General features: G+C 58.9%; 20 protein-coding genes. 11 read left to right on the top strand and 9 right to left on the bottom strand.

What is annotated here, in order from left to right; translation table 11 throughout:
• Positions 1-229 precede the first annotated feature (229 nt).
• From P406_RS16315 to tsaA, 6 genes are all read left to right on the top strand, one after another.
• The gene (locus tag P406_RS16315) at positions 230-1321 is read left to right on the top strand and encodes a catalase family protein (RefSeq protein ID WP_046236735.1); all 1092 of its coding nucleotides are present in this window, start codon (positions 230-232) and stop codon (positions 1319-1321) included.
• Between the two features lie 311 nt (positions 1322-1632).
• Positions 1633-2976: a 30S ribosomal protein S12 methylthiotransferase RimO gene (gene rimO / locus P406_RS16310; RefSeq protein ID WP_003390994.1), complete on the top strand. Its 1344-nt coding sequence runs from the start codon at positions 1633-1635 to the stop codon at positions 2974-2976.
• Between the two features lie 102 nt (positions 2977-3078).
• On the top strand, positions 3079-3519 hold the full coding sequence (locus tag P406_RS16305) for a GNAT family N-acetyltransferase (RefSeq protein ID WP_046236734.1): 441 nt from the start codon (positions 3079-3081) through the stop codon (positions 3517-3519).
• 92 nt (positions 3520-3611) lie between these two features.
• Positions 3612-4322, top strand: coding sequence for an rRNA pseudouridine synthase (locus P406_RS16300; protein ID WP_003339519.1), 711 nt, complete (start codon positions 3612-3614; stop codon positions 4320-4322).
• Positions 4323-4401: 79 nt separating this feature from the next.
• Positions 4402-4863, top strand: a complete 462-nt coding sequence (locus P406_RS16295) for a YehS family protein (RefSeq protein ID WP_003409371.1) — start codon at positions 4402-4404, stop codon at positions 4861-4863.
• Positions 4864-4875: 12 nt separating this feature from the next.
• Positions 4876-5568 carry a tRNA (N6-threonylcarbamoyladenosine(37)-N6)-methyltransferase TrmO gene (gene tsaA / locus P406_RS16290; protein WP_046236733.1) on the top strand — a complete coding sequence of 231 codons (693 nt, stop codon included), beginning with the start codon at positions 4876-4878 and terminating at the stop codon, positions 5566-5568.
• Between the two features lie 96 nt (positions 5569-5664).
• Here tsaA and fpr read toward each other — a convergent pair whose 3' ends face one another.
• The gene (fpr, locus tag P406_RS16285; protein WP_002554680.1) at positions 5665-6444 is read right to left on the bottom strand and encodes a ferredoxin-NADP reductase; all 780 of its coding nucleotides are present in this window, start codon (positions 6442-6444) and stop codon (positions 5665-5667) included.
• A 123-nt stretch (positions 6445-6567) separates the two neighbouring features.
• Here fpr and P406_RS16280 point away from each other — a divergent pair, with 123 nt between their 5' ends.
• Positions 6568-7494: a LysR family transcriptional regulator gene (locus tag P406_RS16280; RefSeq protein ID WP_003339525.1), complete on the top strand. Its 927-nt coding sequence runs from the start codon at positions 6568-6570 to the stop codon at positions 7492-7494.
• 19 nt (positions 7495-7513) lie between these two features.
• On the opposite strand, the gene P406_RS16275 is transcribed toward P406_RS16280, so the two are convergent.
• The 4 genes from P406_RS16275 to P406_RS16265 form a co-directional block, all read right to left on the bottom strand.
• Positions 7514-7879 carry a diacylglycerol kinase gene (locus P406_RS16275; protein ID WP_003314336.1) on the bottom strand — a complete coding sequence of 122 codons (366 nt, stop codon included), beginning with the start codon at positions 7877-7879 and terminating at the stop codon, positions 7514-7516.
• 82 nt (positions 7880-7961) lie between these two features.
• Positions 7962-8609 carry a response regulator transcription factor ErdR gene (gene erdR, locus P406_RS16270; protein ID WP_003409356.1) on the bottom strand — a complete coding sequence of 216 codons (648 nt, stop codon included), beginning with the start codon at positions 8607-8609 and terminating at the stop codon, positions 7962-7964.
• 15 nt (positions 8610-8624) lie between these two features.
• Positions 8625-8807: a hypothetical protein gene (locus tag P406_RS27900; RefSeq protein WP_080052491.1), complete on the bottom strand. Its 183-nt coding sequence runs from the start codon at positions 8805-8807 to the stop codon at positions 8625-8627.
• A gap of 46 nt (positions 8808-8853) precedes the next feature.
• Positions 8854-9564 (bottom strand): tRNA-uridine aminocarboxypropyltransferase, encoded by a 711-nt coding sequence (locus P406_RS16265; RefSeq protein WP_046236732.1) that lies wholly within the window; start codon positions 9562-9564, stop codon positions 8854-8856.
• A gap of 254 nt (positions 9565-9818) precedes the next feature.
• Here P406_RS16265 and P406_RS16260 point away from each other — a divergent pair, with 254 nt between their 5' ends.
• A complete protein-coding gene (locus P406_RS16260) occupies positions 9819-10235 on the top strand; it encodes a quorum-sensing-regulated virulence factor family protein (protein ID WP_003314332.1) in 417 nt (138 codons plus the stop codon).
• 193 nt (positions 10236-10428) lie between these two features.
• Positions 10429-11541, top strand: a complete 1113-nt coding sequence (locus P406_RS16255) for an LOG family protein (RefSeq protein WP_046236731.1) — start codon at positions 10429-10431, stop codon at positions 11539-11541.
• A 13-nt stretch (positions 11542-11554) separates the two neighbouring features.
• Here P406_RS16255 and recX read toward each other — a convergent pair whose 3' ends face one another.
• The 4 genes from recX to P406_RS29965 form a co-directional block, all read right to left on the bottom strand.
• Positions 11555-12022: a recombination regulator RecX gene (recX, locus tag P406_RS16250; protein WP_046236730.1), complete on the bottom strand. Its 468-nt coding sequence runs from the start codon at positions 12020-12022 to the stop codon at positions 11555-11557.
• Between the two features lie 5 nt (positions 12023-12027).
• On the bottom strand, positions 12028-13092 hold the full coding sequence (gene recA / locus P406_RS16245) for a recombinase RecA (RefSeq protein ID WP_002554688.1): 1065 nt from the start codon (positions 13090-13092) through the stop codon (positions 12028-12030).
• Positions 13093-13185: 93 nt separating this feature from the next.
• A complete protein-coding gene (locus P406_RS16240) occupies positions 13186-13686 on the bottom strand; it encodes a CinA family protein (protein ID WP_080343922.1) in 501 nt (166 codons plus the stop codon).
• Between the two features lie 84 nt (positions 13687-13770).
• The gene (locus P406_RS29965) at positions 13771-13899 is read right to left on the bottom strand and encodes a hypothetical protein (RefSeq protein ID WP_004406207.1); all 129 of its coding nucleotides are present in this window, start codon (positions 13897-13899) and stop codon (positions 13771-13773) included.
• A 274-nt stretch (positions 13900-14173) separates the two neighbouring features.
• Between P406_RS29965 and mutS the strand changes: the two genes are divergently transcribed.
• Positions 14174-16741 (top strand): DNA mismatch repair protein MutS, encoded by a 2568-nt coding sequence (mutS, locus tag P406_RS16235; RefSeq protein WP_162234442.1) that lies wholly within the window; start codon positions 14174-14176, stop codon positions 16739-16741.
• 259 nt (positions 16742-17000) lie between these two features.
• Entirely contained in the window at positions 17001-17324 is a 324-nt protein-coding gene (fdxA, locus tag P406_RS16230; RefSeq protein ID WP_046236729.1) for a ferredoxin FdxA, read from the top strand.
• The last annotated feature ends 349 nt before the right edge of the window (positions 17325-17673 follow it).

Genomic DNA, 17673 nt, shown 5'->3' with positions numbered 1-17673 from the left:
AAGCATAACGCAGCACTCGTCGTAATTCTTGGTGAAACGCAGATCATCGCAACGATCCGGCCTGCCTCCCTGCCTTGATCACTCTCTGTTGAAGGCGTTTTTCGAGGCAACGTTTCTCATGGAACGACAAAAATATCGGCCGGTCATTAATTAAGCCTGCCGCATCAGGGGTCTTCAAGAACCGCATCGACGCCCGGGCACCCTGATTCCCTCTGACCGAGATGTCCTGATGACTACACAAAACCTGACTGTCCAGCCCTTGCCCTTCCAGCCCTCATTTGAAGTCGTTCCGGACGATGAAGCGCAGACCAGCAAAGAGCTGGTCGAAGCTATGCACTCCATCCTCGAGACCACTTATCAAGACACAGGGCACGCAATTCGCAGTGTGCACGCCAAGGCCCACGGCTTGCTCCATGGTCAGATTCAGGTCTACGGCGACCTGCCCGAGCCGTTGGCCCAGGGTGCCTTTGCCAGGCCCGGCAACTTCCCGGTGGTCATGCGCTTTTCGACCAACCCGGGCGACATTCTCGACGACAAGGTGTCCACGCCCAGAGGCCTGGCCATCAAACTGGTCGGCGTCGAAGGCCCGCGCTTGCCTGGCAGCGCAGAGGCAACCACTCAGGATTTCGTCATGCAAAACGCCAAGGCCTTTACCGCCAAAGACCCCAAGGCCTTCCTGAAGACCTTGAAGCTGCTGGCCAAGACGACCGACAAGGCGCCGAGCATGAAACGCGCGCTGTCTGCCGTCCTGCGCGGCATCGAGTCGGTGATCGAGTCTGCCGGTGGCGAAAGTGGCACACTGAGAAGTCTCGGCGGGCACCCGATGACCCATATCCTCGGCGAGACGTTCTACACCGTCGTACCGTTTCTATACGGCCCCTACTACGCCAAACTCAGCGTCGTGCCCGTCTCTGCCGAGCTGACTGCGCTGACCGACAAGGCTGTGGACCTGAAAGACAACCCGGACGGTCTGCGCGAAGCGGTCAAGGCGTTCTTTCTTGAACACGATGCCAGTTGGGAAGTCCGCGTCCAGTTGGCCACGGACTTGGAGAAAATGCCGATCGAGGACGCCTCGGCGATCTGGCCGGAAGACCTCAGCCCTTACGTAACCGTCGCTCGAATCGATGTGCCCCGCCAGTCATCGTGGTCGGAGCAAAACGTCCAGGAAATCGACGAATCCATGGCGTTCAGCCCATGGCATGGCCTTGAGGCGCATCGTCCGTTGGGCGGCGTCATGCGCGTGCGCAAACCTGCCTATGAACACTCGGCGGGCTTTCGCAGTCAGCACAATGGCTGCCCGATGCATGAACCGCGGCGCTAAGAGCATGTGAAAGTCAGTTCAGGCCTGCACAGGTGGGCCTGGACTTCATTCAAAATGTCACCGTCACCCGTTGCAACATCGGCCATCCTCCTCGATACACTGCGTGTAACCGACTTACTGTCGGTGATGATGCAATCGGCCAAGCACGCGCTGGCCCCGGCTGCGTCTCGCGTACGTCGTAATTCTCATGCAAACGCTGGTCATCCTGCCCACTCGCCGCTAGAATTGCGCACTTTTTGATCAGAGGCGCAGCAAGCGCCCAGTCAGCGCCTGCGCTTCGCGTCCGGGTGCCCTTCACGCCGAGGTTTGCCATGTCCACCGTCACCACGCCGTCCGCCCCCAAGGTTGGATTCGTTTCACTGGGTTGCCCAAAGGCACTCGTTGACTCTGAACGCATCCTGACCCAGTTGCGCATGGAAGGTTACGAAGTCGTTGCGACCTACGAGGACGCCGACGTGGTGGTGGTCAACACCTGTGGCTTCATCGATACGGCCAAGGCCGAGTCGCTGGAAGTGATCGGCGAAGCCATCAAGGAAAACGGCAAGGTCATCGTGACCGGCTGCATGGGCGTCGATGCGAGTGTCATTCGCAATGTGCATCCGAGCGTGCTGTCGGTGACCGGCCCGCAGCAGTACGAACAGGTGGTCAACGCGGTGCACGATGTCGTGCCGCCCCGCAAGGATCACAATCCGTTGATCGACCTGGTGCCGCCACAAGGCGTCAAGCTGACCCCGCGTCACTACGCGTATCTGAAAATTTCCGAAGGCTGCAACCACAGTTGCAGCTTCTGCATCATCCCGTCGATGCGCGGCAAACTGGTCAGCCGCCCGGTGGGTGATGTGCTGGACGAGGCCAAGCGCCTGGTCAAATCCGGCGTGAAGGAACTGCTGGTTATTTCCCAGGACACCAGTGCCTATGGCGTTGACGTCAAATACCGCACCGGTTTCTGGGACGGTCAGCCGGTCAAAACCCGCATGACCGAGCTGTGCCAGGCGCTGGGCTCGATGGGCGTCTGGGTGCGCCTGCACTATGTCTACCCGTACCCGCACGTCGACGAACTGATCCCGTTGATGGCCGCTGGCAAGATCCTGCCGTACCTGGACATCCCGTTCCAGCACGCCAGCCCGAAAATTCTCAAGCTGATGAAGCGTCCGGCCTTCGAGGACAAGACCCTGGCACGCATCAAGAACTGGCGCGAGCAGTGCCCTGACCTGATCATCCGTTCGACCTTCATCGTCGGCTTTCCCGGCGAAACCGAAGAAGACTTCCAGTACCTGCTGGACTGGCTGACCGAAGCGCAGCTGGACCGGGTTGGCTGCTTCCAGTACTCGCCGGTTGAAGGCGCGCCTGCCAATCTGCTGGACGCGGCCATCGTGCCGGACGACGTCAAGCAGGATCGCTGGGATCGTTTCATGGCTCATCAGCAGGCAATCAGTGCTGCGCGCCTGCAGATGAAGATCGGCAAGGAAATCGAAGTGCTGATCGACGAAGTCGACGATCGTGGTGCGGTGGGCCGCTGCTTCTTCGACGCCCCGGAAATCGACGGCAACGTGTTCATCGGCCTGGAAGACGGCAGCACCGTTCAGCCCGGCGACAAGATCATGTGCCGGGTGACCGATGCCGACGAATACGACCTGTGGGCCGAGATGCTCTAAGTACTCTCCCTGGTCGCAAACGAAAGCCCTGCCCTTTAACCGGCAGGGCTTTTTCGTCTCTGGCTGTTGTCTATCCAGGACCGGCTTAAAGGAGGACGCGATATGCAGCTATACACACCGGATACCCATGATTACCCGGAACTGACCGAGGTATGGGAACGCTCGGTGCGCGCGACCCATGACTTTCTGCCAGACGCCTACATCACCCGGCTCAAGGGGCTGCTGCCGCAGTATCTGGGCAGTGTGACCCTGTTCTGTACAAGGGATGAGCAGTTCAACATCACCGGCTTTGCGGGCGCGCACAAAGACAGTCTGGATATTCTGTTCATTGACCCGAAGCATCGCGGCCAGAAGCTGGGCACGCAGTTGCTGACTCATGCAATCGAGCAGTTCAATATCCGCGAGCTGGACGTCAACGAGCAAAATACGCAGGCATTGGGGTTTTACCGCAGGCAAGGTTTCGAGGTTGTCAGCCGCTCTGAAATCGATGGTCTGGGCCAGCCTTACCCCATGCTCAGAATGCGCCTGATCAGTCGTAACTGACACCGATTGCAGCGCAAATGCAATGTTGCCGCGATTAACCGTCGCCGGGCGGTTACAATGGCGACTTTATTTTAGCAAACGGCTTTTTTGTCATGACAGACCCCATTCGCCTTTCCAAACGCCTTATCGAGCTGGTCGGTTGCTCCCGCCGGGAGGCCGAACTGTTTATCGAGGGTGGCTGGGTCACTGTCGACGGCGAGGTCATCGAAGAGCCGCACTTCAAGGTCAGCACCCAGAAAATCGAGCTCAGCCCGGATGCCAAGGCCGATTCTCCGGAGCCTGTGACAATCATCCTGCACAAACCCGCCTCGGCAAGCGCCGAAGAGGCTTTGCAGATGATTACGCCGGGCACGCTCTCCGTAGAGCACAGCTACAGCAAGCGTCCGCTCAAGGGCCATTTCATGCGCCTTGAGGCGATTTCAAGCCTGCAGGCCAATGCCAGCGGCTTGATGGTGTTCAGCCAGGACTGGAAGATCCTGCGCAAGCTCACCGATGACCGCAGCAAGATCGAGCAGGAATACGTGGTGGAGATCTCGGGCGAGATGGTTGCTCATGGCCTCAATCGGCTGAACCACGGCCTGACCTACAAAGGCAAGGAGCTGCCAGCCGTGAAAGCCAGCTGGCAGAACGAGAACCGCCTGCGTTTTGCGATGAAAAATCCGCAGCCCGGCATCATCGCCCTGCTGTGCGAGGCCGTCGGCCTGAAGATCGTCGCCATTCGCCGCATCCGCATCGGCGGCGTGTCCATGGGCAAACTGCCCGAGGGCCAGTGGCGCTACATGACGGCCAAGGAAAAGTTCTGACCCTCGCGCCACCCACCTTATTACAGCGCGCATGGCCACCGTCATGCGCTGCCCTACGACTTATCAGGAAATACGCCTCATGATGAACAACGACGTACTGCGCAGCGTGCGCTACATGCTCGATATCAGCGACAGCAAAATTGTCGAGATCACCGCACTGACCGGTTTTGAAGTGTCGAAGAGCGATGTCATCGCTTTCATGAAAAAAGAGGAAGAAGAAGGCTATCTGGATTGCAGCGATGAAATCATGGCGCACTTCCTCGATGGGCTGGTCTACTTCAAGCGTGGCAAGGACGACAGCCGTCCGCCACAGGCGATCGATTTGCCGATCACCAACAATATCGTCCTGAAAAAACTGCGCGTGGCGTTCGAACTGAAAGAAGACGATATGCACGCCATCCTCAAATCGGTCGACTTCCCGGTTTCCAAACCAGAACTGAGTGCCCTGTTCCGCAAGGTCGGACACACCAACTACCGCGCCTGTGGCGATCAACTGCTGCGCAATTTCCTCAAGGGCCTGACCCTGCGCGTGCGCGGCTGAACCGGCCGGACTATGAGCTACAACGTTTCCCCTGTCGGCTTCGTGCGCTCCTGCTTCAAGGAGAAATTCGCCATCCCGCGCCAGCCACAACTGGCCCCGGCGGCACGCGGTGTGCTGGAGCTGGTGGCACCGTTCGATCAGGGTGAAGCGGTTCAGGGGCTGGAACAGGTCAGTCACGTCTGGCTGCTGTTTCTGTTCCACCTGGCGCTGGAAGACAAGCCCCGCCTGAAGGTGCGCCCGCCGCGCCTGGGTGGCAACCAGTCAATGGGCGTGTTCGCCACCCGCGCCACCCATCGCCCCAATGGCATCGGCCAGTCGGTGGTCAAGCTGGACAAGGTCGAGCCTGGGCGACTCTGGCTGTCCGGCATCGACCTGCTGGATGGCACGCCGGTGCTGGACATCAAGCCCTACGTACCCTACGCCGATGCAATCGCCGACGCGACCAACCGGATCGCCAGTGCTGCACCAGCCCTGATACCGGTGCACTGGCAAGACGCCGCGCTGCAGCAGGCTCGCGAACACGCGCTGCGCCTGAATGAGCCGCTGGTCGAACTGATCGAGCAGTGTCTGGCCCAAGACCCGCGCCCGGCCTATCAGCTACCCACGCCGGAACGTCGCTATGGTGCTCAGTTCTGGGATCTGGACGTGCGCTGGCACTACCCGCAGGCGGGTGTGATTTGCGTGCTGGAAGTGCTGCTCGCCTGAAGCCGCTGCTTGCCTGAACTGATTGGGGCGAAAAAACCCGCGCAACAAAAACCCGCCTGATCCACTCAAGGAAGAGGCGGGTCTTGTGCAGCCGGCTTACTTCTCGACGAAAGCACGCTCGATCAGATAGTCGCCCGGCTCACGCATACGCGGCGAAACGGTCAGGCCGAAGCTGTTGAGCACTTCGCTGGTCTCGTCGAGCATGCTCGGGCTACCGCACAACATGGCACGGTCATCCTGCGGGTTGATCGGCGGCAGGCCGATGTCGCTGAACAGCTTGCCACTGCGCATCAGGTCGGTCAGACGGCCTTCGTTCTCGAAGGGCTCGCGGGTGACCGTCGGGTAGTAGATCAGCTTGTCACGCAGCGCTTCACCGAAGAACTCATTCTGCGGCAAATGCTCGGTGATGAATTCGCGATAGGCGACTTCGTTCACGTAACGCACGCCGTGGCAGAGGATGACCTTCTCGAAACGCTCGTAGGTTTCGGGATCCTGGATGACACTCATGAACGGCGCAAGGCCAGTGCCAGTGCTCAGCAGGTACAGATGCTTGCCCGGCTTGAGATCGTCCAGCACCAGCGTACCCGTAGGCTTCTTGCTGATGATGATCTCGTCACCTTCCTTGAGGTGCTGCAGCTGGGAAGTCAGCGGGCCGTCCGGCACCTTGATGCTGAAGAATTCCAGATGCTCTTCCCAGTTCGGGCTGGCAATCGAATAAGCACGCATGAGCGGACGACCGTTTGGCTGCTGCAGACCGATCATCACGAACTGACCGTTCTCGAAACGCAAACCAGGGTCGCGGGTGCACTTGAAACTGAAGAGGGTGTCGTTCCAGTGGTGGACGCTGAGGACACGCTCGTGGTTCATGTTGCTCATGTACGTGAGGACTCCTGAAAAAATAGTGCGCGCAGAAGCACTGCGCTATTGCGCGACATTCTAGTGGCAGACACAATATCTGTTAAATGAATTATCAAGATATAGGTTATCGGTTATATAGATATGCGATTTACTCTCCGTCAGCTCCAGGTATTTGTGGCCGTCGCCCGGCAGGAAAGCGTCTCCAAAGCCGCGGTACTGCTTTCGCTTTCGCAGTCGGCTGCCAGCACCTCCATCACCGAGCTGGAGCGCCAGTCGAGCTGCCAGCTGTTTGACCGCGCCGGCAAGCGCCTCAGCCTCAACGCCACCGGCAGGCAATTGCTGCCGCAAGCCGTCGCGCTGCTCGATCAGGCCAAGGAAATCGAAGACCTGCTCAATGGCAAGTCGGGCTTCGGCTCCCTGGCGGTCGGGGCGACGCTGACGATCGGCAATTACCTGGCAACGCTGCTGATCGGCGGCTACATGCAGCGCCACCCGGAAAGCCAGGTCAAGCTGCATGTCCAGAACACCGCGCATATCGTGCAACAGGTTGCGCACTACGAGATCGATCTGGGCCTCATCGAAGGCGATTGCAGCCACCCGGACATCGAAGTGCAATCCTGGGTCGAAGACGAACTTGTGGTGTTCTGCGCCCCGCAGCATCCGCTGGCCAAGCGCGCGCAGGTCACCCTGGAAGAGCTGACCCATGAAGCCTGGATTCTCCGGGAACAGGGCTCCGGCACACGCCTGACCTTCGATCAGGCGATGCGTCATCATCGTAACGGGCTGAATGTCCGGCTGGAGCTCGAGCACACCGAAGCCATCAAGCGCGCAGTCGAATCCGGACTGGGCATTGGCTGCATTTCCAGACTGGCGCTGCGCGATGCCTTTCGTCGCGGCAATCTGGTGGAACTGGCCACGCCCGAGCTGGACCTGGCCAGGCAGTTCTACTTCATCTGGCACAAACAGAAATACCAGACCTCGGCCATGCGCGAGTTTCTCGAGCTGTGCCGCGCGTTCACCGCCGGAGTGCAGCGCAGCGACGAGATCGTGCTGCCCAGCCTGTATTGACGGTCTGTATCGAAAAGCGTTAGCCCAGCAAAATGATCGCCCACACCAGACCAATCATGCTCAGGGCGATGAACTGGGCAGCACTGCCCATGTCCTTGGCGTTCTTGGACAGCGGGTGCAAGTCCAGGGAGATACGGTCAATGGCCGCCTCTACGGCCGAGTTAAGCAACTCGACGATCAGCGCCAGCAGGCACACGGCAACCAGCAGGGCATGCTCGCCCTTGCTGACGTGCAGGAAAAACGACAGCGGAATCAGGACCACGTTGAGCAGCACCAGCTGGCGGAAGGCCGCTTCACCTTTGAAGGCTGCGCGCATACCGTCCAGTGAGTAACCAGCGGCGTTAAGAATACGTTTCAGACCGGTTTGGCCTTTGAAGGGCGACATAGAGAGACTGCTGTGTAAAAAGATGAGGAAAGCTAAGGCAATACAGGTCAAAAAAGCGTGAATGCTTGCAACCTGAAAGCCATCAACTGGACGAAATGGACTCAAGCTGCTGTAACAACAATGCTGCCTGTGTACGCGTGCGTACGCCAAGCTTGCGGAAAATCGCTGTGACATGTGCCTTGATCGTGGCTTCGGACACACTGAGCTCGGAAGCGATCTGCTTGTTCAGCAAGCCTTCACAGACCATCGTCAACACTCGGAACTGCTGCGGCGTCAGGCTGGCAAGGCCTGCGCTGGCAGCCTTCGCTTCGTCTGAAACACAGATCACTTCATTGACCTGCGGCGGCCACCAGACGTCACCGTCAAGCACCGTGCGTACCGCCTGCTGAATGACTTCCAGCGAGCTGGATTTGGGAATGAAGCCACTGGCGCCAAACTCTTTGGAGCGCACCACGATGGAAGCCTCTTCCTGCGCCGAGACCATCACCACCGGTATCTGCGGGTACTGGCCACGCAACAGGACCAGCCCGGAGAAACCATAGGCACCCGGCATGTTCAGGTCCAGCAGAACCAGATCCCAATCAGCCTTTTCCCCCAGGCGCGACTCAAGCTGGGCAATGCTTTCTGCCTCGACCAGCCTTGCGTCAGGCCCCAGGCCGATGCTCAGCGCCTGATGCAGCGCACTGCGAAACAGGGGATGATCATCAGCGATCAGGATGTCGTAGGTCATGTAATGATCCTGTTTTTATAGTGAGGGGCCGAAGAATCGGCCGCCCAGCGAGGCTGGCGAACGCTCGGTGCGAAACCCGTAGCGGGCTTCGGCGCACTGCCAGACCAGATGAATCGGCTTCCAGGCGGCGCCAAGCATGCCCAGCATGGCCATGACGGTCAAGCGCGAAGCGTCGATACCCGGGAACATAGATGGCAATTAGCCAAACCCGCGCAGTTCGACCACCCCTGATTTTCAAAAGCCTTCAAATGAACGCTTTCAAATGGGTATGCGCCACATCATCAGGATCAATCGGGTTCTGGAACTTGGCGCCCAGATAATGAGCGCTGAAGACGTCCAGATAAGCATCCAGCACGCCGCTGGCACTGGAGTCACCGGCCAGTTCCAGACAGAGGGCGGCCACTTCTGCCGTGCAGAAGTGATCGTCGCGTCTTGATCGACGCAAGCGGTAGCGCGAGATCTGCTCGGGCTCCAGACTCAAGACCGGAAACCGCTCCAGATAAGGGCTCTTGCGAAACATCTTGCGCGCTTCGGTCCAGGTCGCATCCAGCAGAATGAACAACGGGCGTTTGCCATCCAGGCGCGAGACCTTATTGACCACGCGCTCCTCGGCGACAAATTCTCCGGGAAACACGATGTAAGGCTGCCACTGCGGGTCGTCCAGCAAGGCGAGCAGTTGCTCATCGACTTCTATCCGCGACCAGAGGAAGGCATGAGTGTCCTTGATCACATCGGCGATCAGCCAACCGGTGTTGGTCGGTTTCAAGGGCTCGGTGTCATACATCAGCAGGCAGATGCCTGAATCGGCAGCGACGCTGGGGCGCCACTCGCACAGACAATAGCTGGAGATCACCCGGCATTCCGGGCAGCGCGGCGCGCGCGAGCCACGGGCAATAAAAGGCCTGGTACTGCGGGCCAGACGCTCATCGCGCAGGCGGGAAACGGCATGGCTCATTACAGGACATGCCTGCGGGGGGAAGACATCGACACCACAAAGACTCGGCAGGATTAAAGTCCGCGCAGTTTATCAGAGGCCCGGCACTTCAACGCGCTTTCGATCCGGCGGCCTCTTTTCATACAGAGCCTAGGCCCGATCAAGACTCCTGCTCTATACTGCTGCGCCATCGCACCCCGCCCTATCGGTGGGCGGCCCGGAACGCACTTTGAAGTCGCTGGTCCAACGGCCAGTGACTTAATCAGGAGAGTTTAATGCTGCGCCTTATCGTACCCACCCTTACGCTTTTGCTCGTTGCTCCACTGTGCGCCCAAGCGGCGTCGAAACAGGAGTTCGAACTCAGCAAGATGCTGGAAAAAGTCGCTAAGGAAAGCAGTGTCGGCACGCCGCGAGCGATCAACGAAGACATCCTCGATCAGGGCTATACCGTCAGCGGCAACCAGTTGATCAACCACCTGAGCGTTCGTGAAGGCCAGGCTCAGCAGATGCGCGCCAATCCGGACGTGATGCGCAACCAGCTGGGTAATAGCGTTTGCCACAACAATGGTTTCCGCCAGTTGATGACCAAGGGGGCCGTACTCAAGTATCAGTTCACCGAGTACAAGACCAACCGCCCCGTTGTGACGCAGACCTTTCAGGCTTCCGACTGCACTGTAAAGCCCAAGCAGTAAGCTACGCCCGACATGTAGCCGCCCCCCGCGCGCCTGTCCCTCAGGCGCGTCAGTCGAGCAATACTCAAGACATCCTGCAACTAATCCACCCTGATAATGAACAGGGTATGGGTAGCCTTTCTCTGCAAACCGGGACATCATCGATTCAACACGCCCCACCGGGCCATTGATCCAGCAGGAGGAAAAATCCCGAATGCCGTATGTACCTGACGATCTTTTATCCCGACACTTTCAAAGCGACGGTCTCGACCTGACCAGCAAGATTGAAGAGCACCTCAATGAGGTGGCTCCGGGCACGAAAAACCTGCCGCTGTACCGCGACATGATGCTCACGGTGCTGCGCATGGCCCAGGATGACCGCAACCGCTGGGACGTCAAGATAACGCTGCAAACCCTGCGCGAACTGGACAAAGCCTTTCGGGTGCTCGAGCGCTTCAAGGGCCGCCGCAAAGTCACTGTGTTCGGCTCCGCCCGTACACCAATGGAACATCCGCTGTACGCACAAGCCACAGAGCTGGGTGAAAAACTGGCCCGCTCCGACATGATGGTGATCACCGGTGCAGGCGGCGGCATCATGGCGGCAGCCCATGCCGGTGCAGGCTTGAAACACAGCCTTGGGTTCAACATTACCCTGCCTTTCGAACAGCACGCCAACCCGACGGTAGAAGGCAGCGAAAACCTGCTGCCCTTCCACTTCTTCTTTACGCGCAAGCTGTTCTTCGTCAAGGAAGCCGACGCGCTGGTGCTATGCCCAGGCGGCTTCGGAACTCTGGATGAAGCCCTGGAAGTGCTGACGCTGATACAAACCGGCAAAAGCCCGTTGGTGCCTGTTGTATTGCTGGACACGCCTGGCGGAAGTTTCTGGCAAGGTGCACTGGACTTCATCAAGCATCAGTTGCAGGACAATCACTACATTCTGCCAGCCGACATGAAGCTGATGAGGCTGGTTTACAGCGCCGATGAAGCGGTGGAAGAGATCAACCGGTTTTATGCGAACTTCCATTCCAGCCGCTGGCTGAAAAACAAGTTCGTGATCCGTATGCATCATGCGCTGAACGAACAGGCCCTGGAGCACATGCAGGAAGCGTTCGCTGACCTGTGCATCAATGAAAACTTTCATCAGCACAGTTATCAGGGCGAAGAGCACGATGAAGCGCAATTCAGTCACCTGACACGACTGGCGTTCACCTTCACAGGACGCAATCAGGGCAGGCTTCGGGAACTGGTGGATTACATCAATCAACAGGAAAACTGGGAAGACGCTTCAGTGACAAGGGACGCAGCTCGGAATCGGGCGCCACAGTAAGCGCCCGGATATATCAGTCATCCACGCCACGGCCGCTTAACAAGCGGCCGATCATTTCCAGCGGATAGCCGCGATAACTCAGAAAACGCCCCTGCTTGGCCCGCTCGCGCGCATCGACAGGCAGGGCACCGGCAAACTTGCGCTGCCAGAGCTCGTGAAGCTTCTCCTGCCAATCAACGCCGCACTCCCTGAGCGCCTGCTCAATGTCGGCACGTTGCAAGCCTCGCTGACCAAGCTCTTCTCGAATACGAACAGGACCGTAGCCCGAACGTGCCCGGTAAGAAACGAAGCTTTCGAGGTAACGGGATTCAGAGAGCAGACCTTCCTCGACCAGACGATCAAGGGCTGCATCGATAAGCTCGGGGGTAGCGCCGCGCTGACGCAGTTTACGCGTCAGCTCGACTCGACCGTGCTCGCGACGTGCGAGCAGGTCCATTGCAGTGCGCCTGACGGCGACGGGTGTATCGAGCACGGCAGGCATGGCTATCAGATATCGACATCTGCTTCAGACATGTCATCGGCAGCCACTGCTTCACGGGAGCCGACAGCCTTGGTATCAACGCCAGGGGTCAGCAGCTTGTCGCGGATCTGCTTCTCGAGCGCTTTGCAGATTTCCGGGTTATCTGCCAGGAACTTGGCCGAGTTGGCCTTGCCCTGACCGATCTTGCTGCCCTGGTAGCTGTACCAGGCGCCGGACTTCTCGACAAAACCATGCAGAACGGCCAGGTCGACGATTTCGCCATTCAGGTAGATACCCTTGCCGTAGAGAATCTGGAACTCGGCCTGACGGAACGGCGGAGCTACCTTGTTCTTCACGACCTTGACGCGGGTTTCGCTGCCGACAACTTCATCGCCTTCCTTGACCGCGCCTGTACGGCGGATGTCCAGACGTACCGAAGCGTAGAACTTCAGCGCGTTACCACCGGTGGTGGTTTCCGGGCTGCCGAACATCACGCCGATCTTCATGCGGATCTGGTTGATGAAGATCACCAGGCAGTTGGCGTTCTTGATGTTGCCGGTGATCTTGCGCAGCGCCTGCGACATCAGACGTGCCTGCAGACCCACGTGCATGTCACCCATTTCGCCTTCGATCTCTGCCTTGGGCACCAGCGCAGCAACGGAGTCGACCACGATCACGTCGATGGCATTGGAGCGCACCAGCATGTCGGTGATTTCCAGCGCCTGCTCACCGGTGTCCGGCTGCGAAACCAGCAGGTCGTCGACGTTGACGCCCAGCTTTCCGGCGTATTCCGGATCCAGTGCGTGCTCGGCGTCGACAAAGGCGCAGGTAGCACCCATTTTCTGGGCCTGAGCGATGACCGACAGTGTCAGTGTGGTTTTACCGGAAGACTCAGGACCGTAGATTTCCACGATCCGGCCTTTCGGCAGACCACCAATACCGAGTGCGATATCCAGACCCAGCGAACCGGTGGAGATGGCAGGGATCGCCTGGCGATCATGATCGCCCATGCGCATCACGGCGCCTTTACCGAACTGACGCTCGATCTGACCCAAGGCCGCAGCCAAGGCTTTCTTCTTGTTGTCGTCCATTGAAGTCCTCACGTAATCAAATTCAATTAGGGCCTTGATGGCCACAACACCTGTATAAGTAGACAGTATTATTCCACAGCAGTGAGCGCGCGCCTACCCCTGTTTTGGCATTTCTCCGCGCGCAAGCTGTATCAGCCCGTGCAGCGCGGCTTTAACCGTCTGTCGACGGACCTGATCACGGTCGCCATCGAAGTGGCAACGCCGGGCGATCAGCGCATCATCCTTGCCCCAGCACAGCCACACGGTACCGACCGGTTTGTCCGGCGAACCGCCGCCGGGCCCTGCGACACCGCTGACCGCGACGGCGAATCGTGCACCACTTTCACGCTGTGCGCCTCGCACCATGGCTTCGACAACCGCCTGGCTGACTGCCCCGACCTGTTCGAACAACACCTCGGGCACCCCTAGCTGGCGGGTCTTCTGGGCATTCGAATAGGTCACGTAGCCCGCTTCGAACCACGCCGAGCTGCCGGCAATGCGCGTGATCGCTTCAGCGATTCCGCCCCCCGTACAGGATTCGGCAGTGGTCACTTGCGCGTTCATTGCGCCCAGAAGCCTGCCAAGCATATCGGCAAGCCCGGTTATCTCATTCACGGTGTAATCGTTCATGCTGGAAAGCCTGTAAAGGTGAATCCTGAGGCCGCGCACCTGCCGCGCAACGGGGCTGAGCATGCTGCTTTACTTGTCATTTTTCCTGCGTCCGGGCTTTTTGACCGTTTCCACCGTGGTTTCTCTCGGCCTTTTTCTGGCTTCTTCCAAAGGAATGAAGCGCCCGCTGACAGAATCTCTTGCTCGTTTGTTCTTCATATAAAAGTCCTTTTTTATAAGTTACCGCCCGGTTATCGGGTGGCAGCGATGAAAGTCTATACGGCAAATCGGGGTGCATGGCTGTCTAGAAACGCCCGGTCACCAATACGCGGGAAGCCACGCTGTCACTGCACCACCCGGTCGAGCGTGATAACCTTGCCGCCATCGCACATACCCGGCAGACGCCCCTTGCTTCAGACAAGGGCCACCCGTCGCGTCTCAAGGTTGCCTCACTCCTCTCAAGAATTTGCCTAAGCCACTGATGAATAAAGCAATTTCCGACCTCTCCGCACACACTCCGATGATGCAGCAGTACTGGAAACTCAAAAACCAGCACCTGGATCAACTGATGTTTTATCGCATGGGCGATTTCTACGAGATCTTCTACGAAGACGCGAAGAAAGCCGCCAAGCTGCTGGATATAACCCTGACCGCACGCGGCCAGTCGGCAGGTCAGAGCATTCCCATGTGCGGGATTCCCTACCACGCAGCCGAGGGTTATCTGGCCAAGCTGGTGAAATTGGGCGAATCGGTGGTGATCTGCGAGCAGATCGGCGACCCCGCCACCAGCAAGGGGCCGGTGGATCGTCAGGTGGTGCGGATCATCACGCCAGGGACCATCAGCGATGAGGCCCTGCTCGACGAGCGCCGCGATAACCTGATCGCCGCCGTGCTGGGTGACGAGCGCCTGTTCGGCCTGGCAGTACTGGATATCACCAGCGGCAACTTCAGTGTGCTGGAGATCAAGGGCTGGGAGAACCTGCTGGCCGAGCTCGAGCGCATCAACCCGGTCGAGCTGCTGATTCCGGACGACTGGCCACAAGGTCTGCCTGCCGAGAAGCGCCGCGGTTCTCGACGTCGCGCGCCCTGGGATTTCGAGCGCGACTCAGCCCATAAAAGTCTGTGTCAGCAGTTTGCAACCCAGGACCTGAAGGGGTTCGGTTGCGAAAACCTGACGCTGGCCATTGGTGCTGCCGGCTGCCTGCTCAGCTATGCCAAGGAAACCCAGCGCACCGCCCTGCCCCATTTACGCAGCCTGCGTCACGAACGTCTCGACGATACCGTGATCCTCGATGCAGCCAGTCGCCGTAACCTGGAACTGGACACCAACCTGTCCGGAGGCCGTGACAACACTCTGCAATCGGTCATGGACCGCTGCCAGACCGCGATGGGGACACGGCTGCTGACCCGCTGGCTGAACCGGCCGTTGCGCGACCTGACCATCCTTCAGGCACGCCAGACGTCGATCACCTGCTTTCTGGAACGCTATCGCTTCGAAAACCTGCAGCCGCAGCTCAAGGAAATCGGCGACATCGAGCGGATTCTGGCGCGTATCGGCCTGCGTAACGCGCGGCCACGTGACCTCGCCCGCCTGCGCGACGCACTGAGCGCCCTGCCCGAACTGCAACAGGCGATGAGCGATCTGGACGCGCCGCACCTGCAGCAACTTGCGCAGACGGCCAGCACCTATCCCGAGCTGGCCGACCTGCTGCAGCGCGCGATCATCGACAATCCGCCTGCCGTCATCCGTGACGGCGGCGTTTTGAAGACTGGCTACGACGCTGAACTGGATGATCTGCAGTCGCTGAGCGAAAACGCCGGTCAGTTCCTGATCGACCTGGAAGCCCGCGAAAAAGCCCGCACCGGCCTCGGCAACCTGAAAGTCGGCTACAACCGCGTGCATGGCTACTTTATCGAGTTGCCAAGCAAGCAGGCTGAGCAGGCCCCGGCCGATTACATACGCCGCCAGACCCTGAAGGGTGCCGAGCGCTTTATCACGCCCGAGCTCAAAGAGTTCGAAGACAAGGCGTTGTCGGCCAAGAGCCGCGCGCTGGCCCGGGAAAAGATGCTCTACGAAACACTGCTCGAAGACCTGATCGGTCATCTTGCGCCGCTTCAGGATACCGCGGCGGCGCTGGCCGAACTGGACGTGCTGAGCAACCTTGCGGAGCGCGCGCTGAACCTGGACCTCAATTGCCCACGCTTCGTCGCCGAACCTTGCATGCGCATCGAGCAGGGCCGCCATCCGGTGGTGGAACAGGTTCTGAGCACGCCTTTCGTTGCCAACGACCTGGCGCTGGACGACAGCACGCGCATGCTGGTCATCACCGGCCCGAACATGGGCGGTAAATCGACTTATATGCGCCAGACGGCGCTGATCGTGCTGCTGGCCCATATCGGCAGCTTCGTCCCTGCTGCCAGCTGCGAACTGTCGCTGGTCGACCGGATCTTCACCCGCATCGGCTCCAGCGACGACCTGGCGGGCGGGCGCTCGACGTTCATGGTCGAAATGAGCGAAACGGCAAACATCCTGCACAACGCCACCGATAAAAGTCTGGTACTGATGGACGAAGTCGGACGCGGCACCAGTACCTTCGACGGCCTGTCGCTGGCCTGGGCGGCAGCTGAATGCCTCGCGCAACTGCGTGCCTACACACTGTTCGCCACGCACTATTTCGAACTGACGGTGTTGCCGGAAAGCGAACCGCTGGTGACCAATGTGCACCTCAACGCCACCGAGCATAATGAGCGCATCGTGTTCCTGCACCGCGTACTGCCAGGGCCTGCGAGCCAGAGCTACGGACTGGCCGTGGCGCAACTGGCCGGTGTGCCGGGCAAGGTCATCAGCCGCGCCAAGGAGCACTTGCAGCGTCTGGAAACCACCAGCCTGCCGCACGAGCAGCCGCGCGCCAAACCCGGCAAGCCGGCCGTCCCGCAGCAGAGCGATATGTTCGCAAGTCTGCCGCACCCGGTGCTCGACGAGCTGTCGAAGGTCAAGGTCGACGATATGACCCCGCGACAGGCACTGGATTTGCTATACACATTGCAAACTCGCCTGTGACGTGAAGCGTTACATACTGTTAGAATCCCGCGCGGTTTGGGACGCTCTCGGCTTTTAGCCTGGTCGAGGCGTTTTTCGAGCCGCGTGAAAATGCAGCGAACCGCCGGTAGGTAGCAGGGACAGGTAGTAGACGACGCAGTCTTACTGCCTCAAGGCCACCCACCAAAAGCACGTGTTTTCATAGGGCCGGGAAACCTCCCGAACCTGGCACCCCTGTCTGGAAGGGCTCTGCCGCAGCCGCCTGAGGAGAAAATTAGAAATGACCTTCGTCGTCACCGACAACTGCATCAAGTGCAAGTACACCGACTGCGTAGAAGTCTGTCCGGTGGACTGCTTTTACGAAGGCCCGAATTTCCTGGTGATCCACCCGGACGAGTGCATCGACTGCGCGCTCTGCGAGCCAGAGTGCCCTGCCGTAGCCATCTATTCGGAAGACGAGATCCCTGCCGGCATGGAAAACTTCATCGAGCTGAATGCCGAGCTTGCCGATGTCTGGCCCAACATCACCGAAAAGAAAGATGCGATGCCGGATGCGGCAGAGTGGGATGGCAAAACAGGCAAGATCGCTGATCTGGAACGTTAGATTCCATACAGACAAAAGGCCCTCGATAGGGCCTTTTTTTTTTGAAGACGATTTTCTGCAGACAAAAAAAGGGGCGGTATGACCCGCCCACATTTTTCCTTGATCCCTGTATTCCCTTGTCATCGTCCTGATGAATCGCATCCCGCGATATCCTTGACCGTCATCCTTGATGGCCTGTGCCTGTCCGTTAGCACAGCTTCGATATTAGAGATTTAACCCTGGAGAGCAACACCCGAAACGCTCCAGAATATTTCTTGAACGGACGCCTTTCAGAATATAAAACCCTTATAAAACAAAGCCTTTCGATGAAAAAAACGACGAATTGGCAACAAGCCTCACTCCGCTTACC

This window comes from Pseudomonas syringae pv. coryli str. NCPPB 4273 (assembly GCF_000972175.1).
Taxonomy (GTDB): Bacteria; Pseudomonadota; Gammaproteobacteria; order Pseudomonadales; family Pseudomonadaceae; genus Aquipseudomonas; species Aquipseudomonas syringae.
This window is presented reverse-complemented; position numbering and strand designations above follow the sequence as displayed.